Origin of the sequence: Pseudomonas sp. E6002 (genome assembly GCF_013385565.1) — a bacterium.
In the GTDB taxonomy this organism is placed as follows: Bacteria; Pseudomonadota; Gammaproteobacteria; order Pseudomonadales; family Pseudomonadaceae; genus Aquipseudomonas.
This window is the reverse complement of record NZ_JACAPT010000010.1, coordinates 131,926-148,738: the sequence shown is the minus strand read 5'-3', so window position 1 is coordinate 148,738 and position 16,813 is coordinate 131,926. Positions and strand designations below refer to the sequence as shown.

Annotated in this window: 14 protein-coding genes; 10 read left to right on the top strand and 4 right to left on the bottom strand. The window is 61.3% G+C overall.

What is annotated here, in order from left to right; genetic code table 11:
- Nucleotide 1: 1 nt before the first annotated feature.
- The 5 genes from HX815_RS10705 to HX815_RS10685 all read left to right on the top strand — a co-directional run bounded on the left by HX815_RS10705 (nucleotide 2) and on the right by HX815_RS10685 (nucleotide 8,541).
- Nucleotides 2-532, top strand: a complete 531-nt coding sequence (locus HX815_RS10705; RefSeq protein ID WP_177008577.1) for a sigma-70 family RNA polymerase sigma factor — start codon at nucleotides 2-4, stop codon at nucleotides 530-532.
- On the top strand, nucleotides 529-1,488 hold the full coding sequence (locus HX815_RS10700) for a FecR domain-containing protein (protein WP_177028180.1): 960 nt from the start codon (nucleotides 529-531) through the stop codon (nucleotides 1,486-1,488). Before HX815_RS10705 ends, HX815_RS10700 begins: the two co-directional genes overlap by 4 nt.
- A gap of 96 nt (nucleotides 1,489-1,584) precedes the next feature.
- Nucleotides 1,585-4,053 (top strand): TonB-dependent siderophore receptor, encoded by a 2,469-nt coding sequence (locus tag HX815_RS10695; RefSeq protein ID WP_371135991.1) that lies wholly within the window; start codon nucleotides 1,585-1,587, stop codon nucleotides 4,051-4,053.
- A 156-nt stretch (nucleotides 4,054-4,209) separates the two neighbouring features.
- Nucleotides 4,210-7,653, top strand: coding sequence for a hypothetical protein (locus HX815_RS10690; protein WP_177028178.1), 3,444 nt, complete (start codon nucleotides 4,210-4,212; stop codon nucleotides 7,651-7,653).
- A gap of 63 nt (nucleotides 7,654-7,716) precedes the next feature.
- The gene (locus HX815_RS10685; RefSeq protein WP_177028290.1) at nucleotides 7,717-8,541 is read left to right on the top strand and encodes an AraC family transcriptional regulator; all 825 of its coding nucleotides are present in this window, start codon (nucleotides 7,717-7,719) and stop codon (nucleotides 8,539-8,541) included.
- A 1-nt stretch (nucleotide 8,542) separates the two neighbouring features.
- Here HX815_RS10685 and HX815_RS10680 read toward each other — a convergent pair whose 3' ends face one another.
- Complete coding sequence (locus HX815_RS10680; protein WP_003207442.1) at nucleotides 8,543-9,130, bottom strand: LysE family translocator; 588 nt, start codon at nucleotides 9,128-9,130, stop codon at nucleotides 8,543-8,545.
- Nucleotides 9,131-9,418: 288 nt separating this feature from the next.
- Between HX815_RS10680 and HX815_RS10675 the strand changes: the two genes are divergently transcribed.
- Nucleotides 9,419-10,261 carry an alpha/beta fold hydrolase gene (locus HX815_RS10675; RefSeq protein ID WP_003207440.1) on the top strand — a complete coding sequence of 281 codons (843 nt, stop codon included), beginning with the start codon at nucleotides 9,419-9,421 and terminating at the stop codon, nucleotides 10,259-10,261.
- A gap of 6 nt (nucleotides 10,262-10,267) precedes the next feature.
- On the opposite strand, the gene HX815_RS10670 is transcribed toward HX815_RS10675, so the two are convergent.
- Nucleotides 10,268-10,978: a FadR/GntR family transcriptional regulator gene (locus tag HX815_RS10670; protein ID WP_003207438.1), complete on the bottom strand. Its 711-nt coding sequence runs from the start codon at nucleotides 10,976-10,978 to the stop codon at nucleotides 10,268-10,270.
- A 288-nt stretch (nucleotides 10,979-11,266) separates the two neighbouring features.
- On the opposite strand from HX815_RS10670, the gene HX815_RS10665 reads away from it, so the two are divergent.
- Nucleotides 11,267-12,616 carry an MFS transporter gene (locus tag HX815_RS10665; protein WP_008435222.1) on the top strand — a complete coding sequence of 450 codons (1,350 nt, stop codon included), beginning with the start codon at nucleotides 11,267-11,269 and terminating at the stop codon, nucleotides 12,614-12,616.
- Nucleotides 12,617-12,626: 10 nt separating this feature from the next.
- The gene (gene gudD / locus HX815_RS10660; RefSeq protein ID WP_003207434.1) at nucleotides 12,627-13,976 is read left to right on the top strand and encodes a glucarate dehydratase; all 1,350 of its coding nucleotides are present in this window, start codon (nucleotides 12,627-12,629) and stop codon (nucleotides 13,974-13,976) included.
- A gap of 2 nt (nucleotides 13,977-13,978) precedes the next feature.
- Here the strand turns inward: gudD and HX815_RS10655 are convergent, their stop codons facing one another.
- Nucleotides 13,979-14,866 (bottom strand): NAD(P)/FAD-dependent oxidoreductase, encoded by an 888-nt coding sequence (locus HX815_RS10655; RefSeq protein ID WP_177028177.1) that lies wholly within the window; start codon nucleotides 14,864-14,866, stop codon nucleotides 13,979-13,981.
- Between the two features lie 144 nt (nucleotides 14,867-15,010).
- On the opposite strand from HX815_RS10655, the gene HX815_RS10650 reads away from it, so the two are divergent.
- Nucleotides 15,011-15,460, top strand: a complete 450-nt coding sequence (locus HX815_RS10650) for an Rrf2 family transcriptional regulator (protein WP_087692404.1) — start codon at nucleotides 15,011-15,013, stop codon at nucleotides 15,458-15,460.
- A 13-nt stretch (nucleotides 15,461-15,473) separates the two neighbouring features.
- Here the strand turns inward: HX815_RS10650 and HX815_RS10645 are convergent, their stop codons facing one another.
- The gene (locus HX815_RS10645) at nucleotides 15,474-16,091 is read right to left on the bottom strand and encodes a TetR/AcrR family transcriptional regulator (RefSeq protein ID WP_087692405.1); all 618 of its coding nucleotides are present in this window, start codon (nucleotides 16,089-16,091) and stop codon (nucleotides 15,474-15,476) included.
- Nucleotides 16,092-16,236: 145 nt separating this feature from the next.
- Between HX815_RS10645 and HX815_RS10640 the strand changes: the two genes are divergently transcribed.
- Nucleotides 16,237-16,677: a hotdog fold domain-containing protein gene (locus tag HX815_RS10640; protein WP_008435232.1), complete on the top strand. Its 441-nt coding sequence runs from the start codon at nucleotides 16,237-16,239 to the stop codon at nucleotides 16,675-16,677.
- Nucleotides 16,678-16,813 lie beyond the last annotated feature (136 nt).

The window sequence follows — 16,813 nt, the reverse complement described above, 5'->3', positions numbered from 1 at the left end:
CATGGATACTGTGTCGACCCCGTCCACCTCGTTCAGCGACCTCTACGGCAATCACCATTCCTGGCTGCTGGGGCTGCTGCGCCGGCGCCTGAGCAATCGCTGGGATGCGGCGGACCTGGCCCATGACACCTTCATCCGGGTACTCAAGCGTCCGCCGGCCGATGCCGATGAGACGCGGGAGCGCTCCTACCTGGCCACCATCGCCCGGGGGTTGTGCATTGATCACTGGCGCCGGCGCCAACTGGAACAAGCGTGGCTGCAAAGCCTCGCGGACCGGCCCCAAGCCCTGCAACCGTCGCCGGAGCAGCGGGCAATCATTGTCGAAACCCTGTACGAAGTGGACGCCATGCTCGCGCGGCTGCCCCACAAAGTCCGCGAGGCATTCCTGCTGGCGCAGTTGCACGGCCTGCCCTACAAGCTGATCGGCGAACAGCTCGGGGTAGGCGAACGGATGGTGAAAAAATACCTGGCCCAGGCGCTGCTGCATTGTGCGGTGCTGGAAGCCGAACTGGACGGGATGCTCGTGGAGTGAACAGCCCCGGAAAGCTCAGCCATGCCAGCCTTGAGCAAGCGGCCCAATGGTACGTACGCCTGCAGGATCAGCCAGAGGCTGCCCAGCACTGGCAGGCATGGCTCGGGCAAAGTCCGGAACACCAGGCCGCCTGGGGCTATGTAGAGCGGGTCAGCCAACGCTTTGCGCCGTTGGCCGAGCAATCCCACAGCGCCAGCCGTGCGTTGCGCAGCTCTCGGCGCCAGACGCTCAAGACCCTGCTGGTGCTGTGTGCCGGTTCAACGCTGGCCTGGGGCACCTGGCGCAACACCGCCCTGCCCCGGTTGGTGGGAGGCTGGAGTGCGGATTACGCAACCTCCGGCGGTGAAACCCGCGAAGCGCTGCTGGACGATGGCAGCCGCCTGTGGCTGAACGCCTTGAGCGCCCTGGATGTACGTTTTGACCGGGTCCAGCGCTTGCTGCACCTGCGTTTCGGCGAAGTGCTGATCGAGACCGCAAAGGACCCGAACCGCCCGTTTCTGGTGGAGACTGAGCAGGGTCGCCTGCGGGCACTCGGCACCCGCTTCAGCGTGTTGCAGGACGGCGACAGCACTTTGCTCAATGTGTTTGAAGGCAGGGTTGAAGTGCGCACCGCCGCCAGCCGGCAACAACGAATCATCGAGGCCGGGCAACAAGTGGCCTTCACCCGCGATGGGTTCAATCTCCATTCACCCGCATCCGCCACCCGTGAGGCCTGGAGCCGTGGCGTACTGCTGGCCGACAACCTGCCGCTTGGCCAACTGGTCGCCGAACTCAATCGTTTTCGCCCCGGCCACCTGGGTTGTGATCCAGCCGTGGCGCAATTGCCGGTGATGGGTTCGTTCCCCCTCAAAGACAGCGACCACGCACTGCGCCTGCTACAGGCCGCGCTGCCGATTCAGGTCGACACGCTCATGCCGTGGTGGGTCACGGTCAGGCCCAAACACCCAGGCACATAAAAACTTTCAGCCGTCAGTTCCCTTTTCCAAAACTCGTTCGGTTAACCCTGCAGATGCTTTCAATTCGCCGATCGATTTGATCCAAAGGGAATGTTCATGTCGCAACCCGTTCGCTTCACTTTGCGCCCGCTGGCGCTGGCCGTTACTGCTACCCTGTTGTGCCTGGGCGCGCTCGACGCGCAAGCCGCCGAGTCACCGTCGACGCAGGAAACGGCCCGCCACTACACCATCGCCGCGGGTTCGTTGGTCAACGTGCTGAACAGCTTCGCCGAGCAGTCCGGGATCTTTTTCGCCGGCCACAACAGCCTGGCCAGCGGCAAAACCAGCCCGGGCCTCAACGGCAGCTACACCCCAGCCAGCGGTTTGCAACGGCTGTTGCAAGGCAGCGGCTTGCAGGCCGTGCCCCAGGGCAACAACGGCTACGTGCTGGAGTTGGTCCCGGCCAACACCGGCGCCCTGGAACTGGGCGCCACCACCATCTCCGGCGAAGGCCTGGGCGCCACCACCGAAGACACGCACTCGTACACTACCGGCGCCATGGCCTCGGCCACCGGCCTGGCGTTGTCGATGCGCGAGACGCCGCAGTCGGTAACAGTGATCACCCGCCAGCAAATGGACGACCAGGGCTCCACCAGCATCGCCGACACCCTGCGCCGTGCGCCCGGTGTGAGCGTGCAGAACTACGACAGCGAGCGCTGGGAGTTTTCCAGCCGCGGCCTGCCGATCACCAATTTCCAGTACGACGGGGTCAACTCCACCTACGACGGCGTGTATGACTATGGCACCACCAGCACCGACATGGCGGTGTATGACCGCCTGGAAATCATCAAGGGTTCAGCCGGCCTGATGTCCGGCTCCGGCGATCCTTCGGCCACGGTCAACCTGATTCGCAAAAAGCCCACCCGGGATTTCAAGGCGTCGGTCACGCAGACCTTCGGCTCGTGGGACAACTACCGCACCGAAGGCGATATTTCCGGGTCTTTGACCGACTCCGGCAACGTGCGCGGGCGCTTCGTCGGCGTGTATCAGGATCGTCAGTCGTACCTGGACCACTACCAGAACACCAAGGACATTGCCTACGGCATCCTCGAAGCCGACCTGACGCCGGACACCCTGCTGACCTTCGGCATCGACCAGCAGGACACCCGCTCCCGTGGCGCCAGCTGGACCGGTTTCCCGATGTACTTCAGCAACGGTTCACGCACCGACTTCTCGCGGTCCTTCAACCCGGCCGCCGACTGGAGCCGCCGCGACTTCCAGAACCAGACCCTGTTTGCCTCGGTGCAACAAAAGCTCGCGAACGACTGGTCGCTGAAAGTCAGCCTTGACCGCAAGCGCAGCCAGCACGACACCCTGCTCGCCTCCGCCAGCGGCGGCAACCCGGACCCGGTCACGGGCAACGGGATGTACATGTTCATGGGCAAATACAAGGGTGACCAGGTGCAAAACACCCTGGACATCAACCTCAATGGCCCCTTCAGCCTGTTCGGGCGCGAGCATGAGCTGATCATGGGCTTCATGGCGACCCGCTCGAAACAGGACGTGCCGGTGTACGGCTCGGTCTACCCGCCCGTGGGCGGCAGCATTTATGACTGGCGCGGCGAATACCCGAAGCCTGACATTCCCCGCAGCGGCCAGAACGACATCGTGCAACGCCAGGCCGGCGCGTACCTGGCCACGCGCTTGAAACCCACCGATGACCTGTCGGTGATCCTGGGCACCCGCGTCAGCAACTTCAGCGGCACCGACAACACCGATTTCTACGACCCGACCAAGGCCGACAACCGTTTCACCTACCGCCAGACCGGCGTCGTCACGCCCTATGCCGGTATCGTCTACGACCTGAATGACATCTGGTCGGTGTACACCAGCTACACCAAGATCTACAAACCGCAAAACAGCAAGGACGCCGACCGCAAACTGCTCGATCCGATTGAAGGCGACACCTACGAAGCCGGGCTCAAGGCAGCATTTTTCGACGGCCGCCTGAACGCCAGCTTTGCCGCATTCCGCATCGAACAGGACAACGTTGCGCAGTACGTTTCCGGGTTTGAGACCGACTCGGTGTATCGACCGATTGCCGGCGCCACCACCAAGGGCTTTGAAGTCGAACTGGCCGGTGAAGTGCTGGACGGCTGGAACGTCTCGGCGGGCTACACCTACCAGCACAGCCGTGACGCCAACGGCGATTACGTCTACGGCTCTGTGCTGCAAACCACCACGCCCCAGCAAGTGGTGCGGTTGTTCAACACCTATCGCCTGCCCGGCGCCCTGGAGAACCTGACCGTGGGTGGCGGCGTGAATTGGCAGAGCGAGTTCTTCGGCAATGTGTTCCAGCCCGATCCCAACGACTCGGTGAATTTCGGCCACAACTCACGCATTACCCAGGACAGCTACTTCCTGGTGGACGTGATGGCGCGCTACCGCTTCAACGAGCACTTGAGCACCACGTTGAACGTGAAGAACCTGTTCGACAAAAAGTACTACACCGGCCTGGGCAACTTCGGCACTGGCTTCTACGGCGAGCCGCGCAGCCTGCAATTGGCGACTCGCTGGGATTTTTGAGCCCAAACGCCAGACTGCCGTAGCGCTTGCAACGGCAGTCGACTCGGGCTACATCCCATCAGGAAGGTACGTCTTTTGTTCTGGCCCGGCCCATCCGACGATGCAGGCTCCGGTCGCCCATAGCACGTGGGCGACCTTGCACAGAGCCTGAACGCCATGGATGACTTACCCTTTCTGTCCCACCTGTTGAAGAATATTTCTCCCTCCGCCCTGGACCTGATCAAGCACCAGGCATTGCGCCTCAAGGACGATCAAGTGCTGATCGCCGAACTGATCGCCGGTTTGATCAGACTGGTTGCCCAAGGCACCACCCCGGCAACCGAACCCATCTTGATCAGCGTGCCGGAAAATACCATGCTCGGTCGCTGGGTGCGGCTCTTCTGTGACGCCATCGGCCGCCCGGCCTTCCGTGAGTGGGCCTCACGCCATGACCTGGAACTGGCGAGCCTGGTGTTTCGGGGCGGCGATCTGCAGGCCACGATCCTGGAAGGCACGGTCAAAACACCGTACACCTTCACCCTGGACAAAGACTCTGATTGGTGGCGCGTCGCGAATCCGATCCTGGAGGTGGTGCAGATTATCGATACGGTCAACGCCGGCTTGCCATTCATGGAAAACCTCGTCGAACCTCATTCGAGGACACTGCCTCTGAACCTGGTATTGCCCTTCTATGGCTACCCGTTACCGACCAATCATTTGCAGGCTCAGGTGATTCTCGAAGAGATCCATACCCTCGACACGCTGCCCGGTGTCGATGAAAGCGGGCGGCTCAAATCCACCCTGCGCAAGCGCTTGACCGAAGAGCAGCGGGATTACCAACAACTGGCCGATGCGCTGCAGACGCTCCTGGAACAAAGTACAAACGGCAGCCCGCCTTTCGATTGGCTGCAGCTCTACCTGCAACGATGCACGCTGGACTCGGACTCAATGTTGTCGAGCACCTTAAAGTACGCGGCACAGCTGCTTTACGCCGTGACGCAGGGCGAAGAGTTCGCGAGCCTCAACCCTGCCAGTCAAGGCGCTGCCCCCACTTACCGCTATTCCGTCGACCAAAAAGTAGTGATCGCCGTGACCGACGGCCGCGAGGCCAATACCTCACCTCTGGATCGCTCCAACAACTCAGCGCTGAATCAGCAATGGGATGAGCTGGAGCGCCTGGCCAATCTCGCCCATACCGACATATTGCCGGACGCCAGCCTCAGCCTGGCCGCGCTGATGACGGTGTATCGGCTACCCCGTCCTGCCAGTGCAGGGGACGTTCAGGTCCTGGTGGAACAACTGCGCGCCACCAGCGCAGCGACGTTTCCCTATGTCAGCTCGGCCGCCCACTCGTTGGTGGCCGTCAGCAAACACATGCGCCATATCGCAGTCCTCAATGACCGTTACACCATGCAAGCAGCACTCAAGTCGATCACCCTCGATACGCAGCTCACTAGCACCCTGGACATGACGTTCAACCTGGCGGCTGACTCGCCCTTTGCCATGCTGGTGGACAAAGGGGCGCAACTGCTCGCAGGTTTGCGCCAGGAATCGGCCTTTCAACGCGTGAGCGCCACCCGCCAATTCAACCTTGCCCGGGTGTATGTACTGAACGCGGACGGCGAACTCAGTGGTTACGCGCTGGACGATGCGCCCAAGGTACTCACCCGTGCGGACACACCGCTTTCAAGCCTGACCTCGATGGCCGAACCCCTGTTGGAACTGGCCCGCCAATCCGGCGGGCGCATCAGCACCAATGGCCAGGTCAGCTTGCGCCAGTTACTCAACCTCTACCAGATGGCGCTACCGGCTACCCGTGACGAAGCCCATGCCACGGCACGCATCCTGCGCATCCCGACAACCAAACAGCCACGCCACGGCAACTACTGGCGGGCATTGCAGGTGATGCCACTGCTGGCGGCGCAACGCAAACAGGTGCTGCAGACCGTCGCCGCCTTCCTGCCCAACCAGGACGTAAAACTGTTCGACTACCTGAGCGAAACAATCGTCGGCGAAAAAAACCGTGACCAGGTGCGCGCCGAGGCTGATCTGCTGCTGCACCAACTATTGGCATCGCCCCCGGCCCAGGCACTGGCCGCGCGGCTATCGGAAACCGTGGGCTGGTACGGTGAACACGCCAGCGCTGCAAACACCCGTGCCAGCAGAAACGCACTGTTGTTTGCCGCACTGATTCTCAGCCTGGACGCGAATGCTGGTAAGCAGCGGGCCACTGTCGCCGGCTATGACCTGACCGATTCCTACAACTGGGGCCTGACCTTCCATGAAGTCCGTAACGCCGTAGAAGCCATGGTCCAGTTCAAGGTCCTGCGCACCAGCGCCGTACCCATGGCCGCGCACCTGTTGCTGGCGGGCATCGCCCCGGAATTCCTGGTGCGGGACATCCCTGATGAGGTGTCGTACATGAGTTCCCATACCTGGGTACATTTCAAGCAATACGTGGACCTGATCGAAGCTGAAACACCGGGTGCATCACGGGCCATGCGCTTCACCGACTTCATGGCGGTGATCTACTTCATCATGCCCTCCCGCCGGGTTCGCCGAGGCAGTCTGCCGATCGTCGACTGGGCCGTGGCCAACGGAGTACTGGCCAAAAACGTTGATGGGCACAGTACCACGCAGAAGAATCGCGCCATTGCCGCGTTGAACGAGCAGCTCAACCAGTTGCAGATCAGTTCCGAGTTGAAGAAGAACGGGCATACCAGCCTGTATGAGATAGCCTTGCAGGATCTTCAGCGGGTGTTTGCCGGTAGCACCGATCTGGAGCGAATGGTCATACAATGGCAGGCCAGGCCTGGTAACCGCTCGGAGCCGGATATCGCCGCCAATACCGCCGTTTCCCTGGTTCAGTTGCACATGGCAGGCAAGCTGACCAAAGGCACAACGCAATGGCGCTCGACCCTCAAGGACGTTGATTTCGCCAGCATGGCGTCACGGTTCGATGAGTTGGGGTCAATCCATTCCACTTTCGCGGCCGAGTTCGAGAAGCGCTACACGGCGGTGCGCGCCGCGCTGCTACAGTCGATCGTGTATTGGATGTCACAACTGCCCCTGCTTAGCCGTAAAGGCATGGAATATGGCAGCCTGGAATTCCATCGCCTGCAAACGTCACGCACCAGTGCTGGCGGGCAGACATCGGGCATCGGGAGATTCGGGGTGCTGGTGTTGTGCAGGTACGCCGGCGACAAGCGCTTCTACGAATTTCTCCCAAAGCAACTGAAGGTTGCCCCATTACCGGGCCTGACCCTGCAAATATTCGAACAGGCCCTGCGCACCGGCAATACCCAAGGCAGCCCGCTGCCGATCGATTGGTCAGCGTACGCGCGCGGCACCATTCCCAACGGGCAGCAACACGCGACGGTCATTGCCCAACGTTTTGCCGAGCTGCCTGCCGTCTATGGGCCGGGCCCTGTGGTACCCAACACCTTCACCTCGCCACGCAGCCTGGCCATTGCCAGCATCGTGATTGACCAGCACTTGCTGGTAGGCGCCGATGAGGCGCGAGCGGCGGCGAAGCAACCCCTTTCCCTGGCAGACGCCATCAACGGCGTAGATCCGCGGATCGGTTTCCTGCGCAGAATGGAACCCGAAACCATGAAATGAAACGTTGCAGGCCGGTTTCTGTGTAATCATTCACTGCATTGTTTCCCGGTGAGACTTGTAGTGATGCGATCGCCCCTCGAACCGACTGCCCCGTCCTTCTGGCGCGACGAACGCCTGCCGTTCATTGAGGCTCGCACCATCGCCGACGGGCGGAAGGTCTGCTACACCCGCCACGCCCACGAGCACTTTTCCATCGGCGCGATCACGGCCGGGCAGAGCCTGTACATCCATGGGGCATCGACCTTCAAGATCAGCACCGGCACCGTGGTCTTGATGAATCCCGGGGATGTCCACGCCTGCAACCCCATTGATGATCTGCCCTGGTCCTATCACATGCTGTATATCGATACGGCCTGGCTGACCGACCTGCAGCATCAGTTGGGTTTCAGCAAGGACCAGGACTTTCGTCCGTTCACCGCCACCCAAACCACGGATGTCGCGCTGTACCGCGGGCTGAACGAGCTGTATGAGGTGCTGGTGGACAACCACGCCGAACACCTGCACAAGCAGAGTGCGGTGGTGAGTTTTTTCACCGAGGTGCAACAACGCCTCAACCCGTCGGAGACCCCGGTGCGCGAGGTCAATCACAAGCTTGAGCGCGCCGCCGACTATATCCGCGAACATTGCACCGAGGCCCTGAAGCTCGAAGACATTTGCCAGGCGGCTGAACTGTCGCCGTCGTACCTGATTCGTGCGTTCAAGCAGTATTACGGCATGACGCCCCACGCATTCCTGGTCAATCGCCGTATTCAGTTTGCCCGCACCCAGTTGCGCAGCGGCCAGTTGATCGCCGACGTCGCACTGGCGGCCGGCTTTTCTGATCAGGCGCATTTCCAGCGCACGTTCAAACAGCACCTGGCGGCGACGCCCGGGCAATATCGCGGCTGAATCAGGCCAGCAGCAGATACCCCACGCTGGCCACCAACAAGGCGGCCATCGAGCGATTGAACAGGCGCATGCCCTGGGGATTGCTCAGGTAGCGGCGCAGGAACGTCCCGGCGTACGCCCAGCACGCCACCGACAAGTAGCAAATCACCAAGTAGATCGTCGCAAACAGCCAGACTTGCTGCGCATCGCCATCGGCGACAAACAGCCCCATGCCTGCCACACACGCCAGCCAGGCCTTGGGGTTGAGCCATTGCATGATCGCCCCATAGAGCATCGACGGCGCCGCGGCCGTGCCTTCAGCGTCCAGGCGCCCATCGTCCACTGCCAGCTTCCAGGCCATGTATAACAGGAACGCCACCCCGCCCCATTGAATCAGTTGGGTCAGCAGCGGCCAGCGCACCAGCACCTCATGCAGCCCCAGGCCGATCAACACCAGCAGCAAGGTGAATCCCAACGCGGCTCCAGCCACGTGCTTTTGACTGGCGGCAAACCCAAAGCGCGCCCCCGAACTGATGGCCACCACATTCACCGGTCCCGGCGTGATGGAAGTGGCCAAAGCGAAAGCGGCCATGGAAATGATCAAGCTCATTGCAATTCCTTTTTGTTGTGCGGGTATGAGCTGAACCTTAAGGAGAAGATGGATCGCGGTATTGAAGAAAATGCCCCTGCCGGGAATGACCGAAAAAACCATCAGTTGAAACCCTTAGCCCACCCGCTGCAAAAGACAAATTTATTCCATTGATATAACTGTATTTTTCTCTTTCCAAAGGGCGTTTTTGATAGGAAAAAATGCGTGTTTCCCAAGGTAGGCACGGTGCTAGAGTCGAGCGCACATCTGGCCGGATGACCTCAACCTGCTCACAAAAAAGGAATCGCCATGTCACGTCGCTTATTGGCAGCTGCCTGCCTGTTGCTGTCCCTCTCCGGGGTTCAGGCCGCGGAACGCTGGGAAACCCTTCCGCCCACCCCGGCGCCGATTGCGGGGGCCAAGACCGGCTATGCCGCCGTCAATGGCATCAAGGTCTACTACACCAAGACCGGGCATGGTTCGCCGGTCATCCTGCTGCACGGTGGCCTGTCCAATTCCGATTACTGGGGCAACCAGGTCAAGGCGCTGGCCGCCAAACACACGGTCATCAGCCTCGACAGCCGTGGCCACGGGCGCAGTTCCCGGGACGAGAACCCCTTCGGTTACGACTTGATGGCCGATGACGTGGTCGCCGTACTCGACAGCCTGAAAATCCCCCGCGCCGATATCGTCGGCTGGAGCGACGGCGCAATCATCGGTATCGATCTTGCCCTGCGCCATCCCGACCGTATCGGCAAGGTGTTTGCCTTTGCCGCCAACACCCAGACCTCCGGGGTCAAGGATGGCGTAGAGAAAAATCCGACCTTCGCCGCCTTCATCGAGCGCGCCGGCAAGGAGTACGCCAGGCACTCGCCGACGCCAAAAGAGTACGACGCCTTCGTCGAGCAGATCAGCCATATGTGGGCCAGCCAACCCAACTGGACCGACGCGCAACTGGCGTCCATCAAGACTCCGATCCTGATTGTCGACGGCGACCACGATGAGGCGATCAAGCGAGAACACACCGAATACATCGCGGCGACCATTCCGGGAGCGGGCCTGCTGATTCTGCCGAACACCAGCCACTTCGCATTCCTGCAGGACCCGACGCTGTTCAATGCCGCGCTGCTGGACTTCCTGGACAGCAAATAGCCCCGCCTACTCTCCTGTCATCCGCTCCAGGCTGTTGCTCAAGTGCAACAGCATGGCGGCCCGGGCCGCGTCCGGGTCCTGGCGGCGGATGGCTTTCAGGATCGCCTCGTGCTCAAGGTTCGCCAGGCGCCCCAGCGCCATCAGGTCCGCGTCGCCGCGTTCCTCGGCATTGATCCGGGTGCGTGGGATTACCGAGTGGCCCAGGTGATAAATCACGTCGGTGAAATAGGTGTTGCCGGTGGCCTGGGCGATCAGGCGATGGAAGCGCACGTCAGGCTCAACGGCACTGTCGTTATTGGCGAGTGAATCCTGGTAATCATCCAGTGCCTGGCGCATCTGCTGCAGTTGTTCATCGGTACGGCGCAAGGCTGCCAGGGCGGCTGCCTGGGTTTCCAGGCCCATGCGCAGTTCAAGAATGCCGCGCACGCTGGCCGCGGTGTCGTGGGTCAGGTGCAGGCCGTGGCGCTCGTCGCGCTCCAGCACAAAGGTGCCGACACCGTGGCGGGTTTCGACCAGCCCGGCGGCCTGCAATTTGGAAAGCGCTTCGCGCACCACCGTGCGACTGACGCCGTACTCGCCCACGATAGCGGACTCGGATGGCAGCTTCTCACCCGGCGCCATCTGTCCCAGGAGAATTTGCTGGGTCAATGCGGTGACGATGTCGTGGGCAAGGCCCGGGGAGCGCTTGCGATGAGGTGCCGAGCTGGGGTTTTGCATCAGGAATTCCGTTCTGGGGCGCCTGGCAATACTAGCATTCTTAGACGAGCCAACTTGTATGACAACAAACAAATACCTGTAGGAGCGAACCTGCCCGCGAAAAACCCCGTCGCAGCGCAAACATTGCACAAAACCGCGCAATCGTTGACGATTTTCGCGAGCAAGCTCGCTCCTACAGAGGGTTGCCATCTTTGAAAATGCAGTTGTATGATGTCTATCAAGTTGTCTGACATCTCTGGCAACCCAAATACGTCCCCGCACAACAATAATCAGTGGGAGTTTGACCTCGTGACCCCTTCCAGCCCTGCGACAGCTGCGCCTGCCACCGACCCGGTCCTGGCCCGCGCGATCAAGAAGGTGAAGAGCCATGTGCTCCCACTGTTCGTGATCATGTTCATCGTCAACTACATCGACCGCGTCAACATCGGCTTTGTGCGTACCCATATGGAGCACGACCTGGGCATCGGTGCGGCCGCCTATGGCTTCGGTGCCGGATTGTTTTTCATCGGCTACGCGCTGTTCGAAGTGCCGTCCAACATGCTCCTGCAAAAAGTCGGCGCGCGCATCTGGCTGACCCGCATCATGTTCACCTGGGGCATCACCGCCACATTGATGGCCTTCATCCAGAACGAAACCCACTTCTACATCCTGCGCTTCCTGCTGGGCGTGGCCGAAGCGGGCTTCTTTCCCGGGGTGATCTACTACTTCACTCGCTGGTTGCCCGGCGTCGAACGCGGCAAGGCGATTGCAATCTTCCTCAGCGGCTCGGCCCTCGCCTCGCTGATCTCCGGCCCCTTGTCCGGCGTGCTGCTGCAAATCACCGGGCTGGGCCTGCATGGCTGGCAGTGGATGTACATCATCGAAGGCATGGCGTCGGTGCTGCTGTGCTTTTTCGTGTGGTTCTGGCTGGACTCCAAACCCCACGACGCCAAGTGGCTCAGCCTTGAAGAAAAAGATGCACTGGTGGGCGAGATCGACCGCGAACAGCGCGAGCGTGACGCCGCCACCACGGTCAAGCCGACCCTGGGCAAGCTGCTCAAGGACCGTCAGATCATGCTGTTCTGCGCCCTGTATTTCTGCATCCAACTGACGATCTATGCCGCCACTTTCTGGTTGCCGAGCATCATTAAAAAGATGGGCGACCTGAGCGACATCCAGGTGGGTTTCTACAACTCCATCCCGTGGTTGATCTCGATCATCGCGATGTACGCCTTCGCGGCACTGGCGGGCAAATTCAAGTTCCAGCAAGCATGGGTCGCTGCGGCGCTGTTGATCGCCGCCGTCGGCATGTTCCTCTCCACTACCGGCGGGCCGATCTTTGCCTTTATCGCCATCTGCTTCGCGGCGATCGGCTTCAAGTCGGCGTCCTCGCTGTTCTGGCCGATTCCCCAGGGTTACCTGGATGCACGCATCGCCGCGGCGGTGATCGCATTGATCAACTCCATCGGCAACCTCGGCGGGTTTGTCGCGCCCACCACCTTTGGTTTCCTGGAACAGACCACCGGCTCGATCCAGGGCGGTTTGTATGGCCTGGCGGGCACTTCGATCCTTGCGGCCATCCTGGTGTTTTTCGCCAGGACACTGCCCGGCCCGACCACCAGCAGCGTGCTGCAACCCGCACCCGTCTTGAGCAAATAAGGACTACACGATGAACACAGAACACCAGCACCACGCCAACAGCGCCCCGGTCGTTACCGGCCTGCAAGTCATCCCGGTGGCCGGCCACGACAGCATGCTGCTCAACCTCAGCGGCGCCCACGGGCCATTTTTTACGCGCAATATCGTGATCCTTACCGACAGCGCCGGCCGTACCGGCGTCGGTGAGGTACCCGGCGGCGAACGCATCCGCGAGACCCTGGAAGACGCCCGCAGCCTGGTGATCGGTAAGCCCATCGGCCAGTACCAGAGCATTCTCAATGCCATGCGCCAGACCTTCGCCGCGCGGGATTCGGCGGGCCGGGGTTTGCAGACGTTTGACCTGCGCATCACCATCCATGCCGTCACGGCGATGGAAGCGGCACTCCTGGATTTGCTCGGCCAATTCCTCGAAGTCCCGGTGGCGGCCCTTCTCGGCGAAGGCCAGCAGCGCGACGCGGTGAAGATGCTCGGCTACCTGTTCTACATCGGTGATCGCCAGCAAACCGACCTGGCCTATCGCAGTGAAGACGATGCCGAAGACTGGTTCCGCCTGCGTCATGAACAGGCCATGACGCCCGAAGCCATCGTGCGTCTGGCAGAGGCGGCCAAGGCGCAATACGGCTTCAATGACTTCAAGCTCAAAGGCGGCGTACTGCGCGGCGGCGACGAAATCGAGGCGGTGACTGCACTGGCCGAACGCTTCCCCGATGCGCGCATCACCCTGGACCCCAACGGCGCCTGGTCACTGAAAGAAGCCATCGCCCTGTGCCGCGACCAGCATCATGTGCTGGCCTATGCTGAAGACCCTTGCGGCGCGGAAAACGGTTACTCCGGGCGCGAAGTCATGGCCGAATTCCGCCGTGCCACCGGGCTGCCCACCGCCACCAACATGATCGCCACCGACTGGCGTGAAATGGGGCATGCGATCCAGTTGCAATCCGTGGATATTCCCCTGGCCGACCCGCACTTCTGGACCATGCAGGGCTCGGTGCGCGTGGCGCAGATGTGCCACGAATGGGGCCTGACCTGGGGCTCGCACTCCAATAATCACTTCGACATTTCCCTGGCGATGTTCACCCAGGTGGCCGCCGCCGCGCCGGGGGAAATCACGGCCATCGACACCCACTGGATCTGGCAGGACGGCCAGCGGTTGACCAAGGCTCCGCTGAAGATTGTCGACGGCCACATCAAGGTGCCGGCCAAACCGGGCCTGGGCGTGGACATCGACATGGACGCCGTGGCCCACGCCCATGAACTGTACAAAGGCATGGGCCTGGGTGCGCGCAATGACAGCGTGGCGATGCAGTTCATGATTCCGGGCTGGACGTTCGATAACAAGCGGCCGTGCCTGGTGCGCTGACCTCAGTTGAAGATCATCGAAAAGTGCGCGCCCACCCCGGCGCGCACACCCTCGCCGACCGCCAGCGCCACCGAGCCGCCGGCCAGGTTGGCATCGCCGCAGGCAAACACACCGGGCACGGTGGTCTGGCGCGTCTCGTTGGTCAGCAGGTAGGGCCCGGTCGGCCCTTCGACAAACTCACAGCCCAACTGCTCAGCCAATGGGCTGGCCATGCGCGTACGGGACAGGGTGAAAATACCGTCCAGCGCGATCATCCGCCCGTCTGTCAATTCCACATCCGCCCGCTCACCGACAATCCGCCGCACCGCAGAGCTTTCGACGCTGACCCCACGCCGATCCAGTTGCGCCTGCTGCTCGGCATCCGGCACAAATGCGCCGTTGGTAAACAGCGTGGTGGTGCCCCAGTCCGGCAGCAGCATCGCGTGATGCATGGCCAGCGGCGACGTCGCCAGCACGCCGATGCGGCCTTGATCCAGTTCATAGCCGTGGCAATACGGGCAATGGAACACATGCTTGCCCCAGCGCTCCTTCAACCCCTCGACCTCGGGTAACTCATCCACCACGCCGGTAGCGAGAATCAAGCGTTTAGCGTTGAACTCACCCTTGCAACGGGTTCGCACCACGAAGCCATCCTGGTTTCGAGTCGCTTCAACGGCGGTGTCCTGCACCCAGGTCACCGTCGGATATTCCATCAACTGCCCTCGCCCTTCGGCAGCGATCAGCTCCGGCGGCTGGCCATCCTGGCTGAGGAAACCGTGGGACGTGGCCGCAAACCGGTTGCGCCGCTGCCCGGCGTCAACCACCAGCACCTTGCGCCGAGCCCGCGCCAGTTGCAGCCCGGCAGACATTCCGGCGTAGCTGCCGCCGACGATAATAACGTCGTAAACCATGAAGATGACCTCTCTGGTGGCCCTTGCATCGGTTGCCGGGCACTCACGACACACCATAAGTTACATAAAAATACCTCGTCAAGTGTCTCGCAACTCCAATCGTTACGAACGATACTTTCGGGCAGGAACTCCAGAGGCTTGCAGATGAGAAACGACACCCGGCTTTCGCGCATGCTCCATGTGCTGATCCACATGGGCCGCCACGAGGAACGCGCCACCTCGGAGACCATCGCGCAGATGCTTGGTACCAACGCGGTGGTGGTACGCCGCACCCTGGGCCTGCTCAAGGAGAAAGGTTATGTGCGTTCGGAAAAAGGCCATCAGGGCGGCTGGATGCTGGGCAAGCCGCTGAGTGAAATCACCCTGCTGGACATCCACAATGCCCTTGGCACGTCGTCGATCTTTGCCGTCGGCCTGTCCACCGATCATCCGCAATGCCTGGTGGAACAGGCCGTCAATGCGGCGCTGAACCAGGCGTTTGACGATGCCCAGGCGTTGCTGCTGCAGCGTTTGGGAGAGGTGACGCTGGCACAGTTGGCGGATGATTTTGACGAGCGCTATCGGGTGGGGATAACGCCCGCACCCTGTGCGTGATGCACGCGACGCCCTAGGCGCCGCCCACCGAGCGCCACGCTGCCTCGGCCAGGGTTTCCCGGTACACCCGAGGGCTGCTGGCCGAGCGCCCGGCCAGCCAGGCACGGCAGTAGCTGTCGGCCTGGCCGATGATCAGTGATGGCAAGAGTTCGGCGGGCACCTGGCTGAGCTGATCACCCCGTCCAGGCAGCACCATCCACTCCTTCAGCATCGCGTTGCGCGCCTGATTGCGGCTTTCCAGTTCAGCGGCGAACGGGCCCTTGGTCACCGCGAAATGCGCGTGGTACTGGAAGCGCGCCCACTGCGGTTCGCTGTCCACCCAATCGACATAGCTGTGGACCAGTGCGTACACCCCCTCCTTCGCCGTTTTGGCCGATTCAAGGTAGCGCCCACGCAATTCGGCCTGATCCTCCAGCGCGGTAAAAAACAGCGCGGCGACCAGGCCTTCCTTGTTGCCGAAGTGATGATAAATGGCGCCGACGCTGGTATCGCAGCGCGCGCGGATCATCTCGATGGTGGTGGCTTCAAGGCCCTGCTCGTTGAACAGGTCCAGGGCTGCCTTGAAGATATCGCGCTTCAATTCGGCCCTTCGGCCAGGGAAGCAACGCTGAAGCAGATCCGGGGTTTGCATGCTGAACAGGAACTCAGTCAGTGAAGAAGAACAAGCCCGGGCAGCTTGACAGATTTCCCATGGGCAGAATACTGTTCCGTTACAGAGCTTTATTCTGTAACGGAACAATATTCCGTAAAATTCATTTAATCAGCGAGGCAGCACCATGAGTCAGGCCCTGAGCATGTTCAACAGCGTTGGCCCCGAAGCGTTCAGCAAACTGGCGTGCCAGATGGCGCCCTACTTCAGCACCATCAATCCGTTGATGACCCAGTTGCGTCCGGGGTTTGCCTCGGTGGAAGTGCCGTTCAGCAAGGCCATCACCAACCACCTGGGCACGGTGCACGCCATTGCCATGTGCAACGCTGCGGAGTTGGCGGCGGGTACCATGACGGACGTTTCCGTGCCGGCGGGTGCGCGGTGGATTCCCAAGGGGATGACGGTGGAGTATCTGGCCAAGGCCAAGAGCAGCGTGACGGCGACGGCCAATGGCGAAGGTATCGACTGGCAAACGGCGGGTGACAAGGTGGTACCGGTGGAGATGCTGGATGCGGAGGGGAAATTGGTGTTTACCGCGCGGATTATCATGAATGTGAAATTGGGGTGATGGGGTTGGGGGCATATCCGTTGCTGCGGTTATGGCCGCTATTGGGTTGCGCTCTCACAGCGGCCTACCAGCTGGCTTGAGTGGGGTGAAGCAACCGCAAAATCAAAGGCGGACACGGTCCAAATGTGGGAGCGGG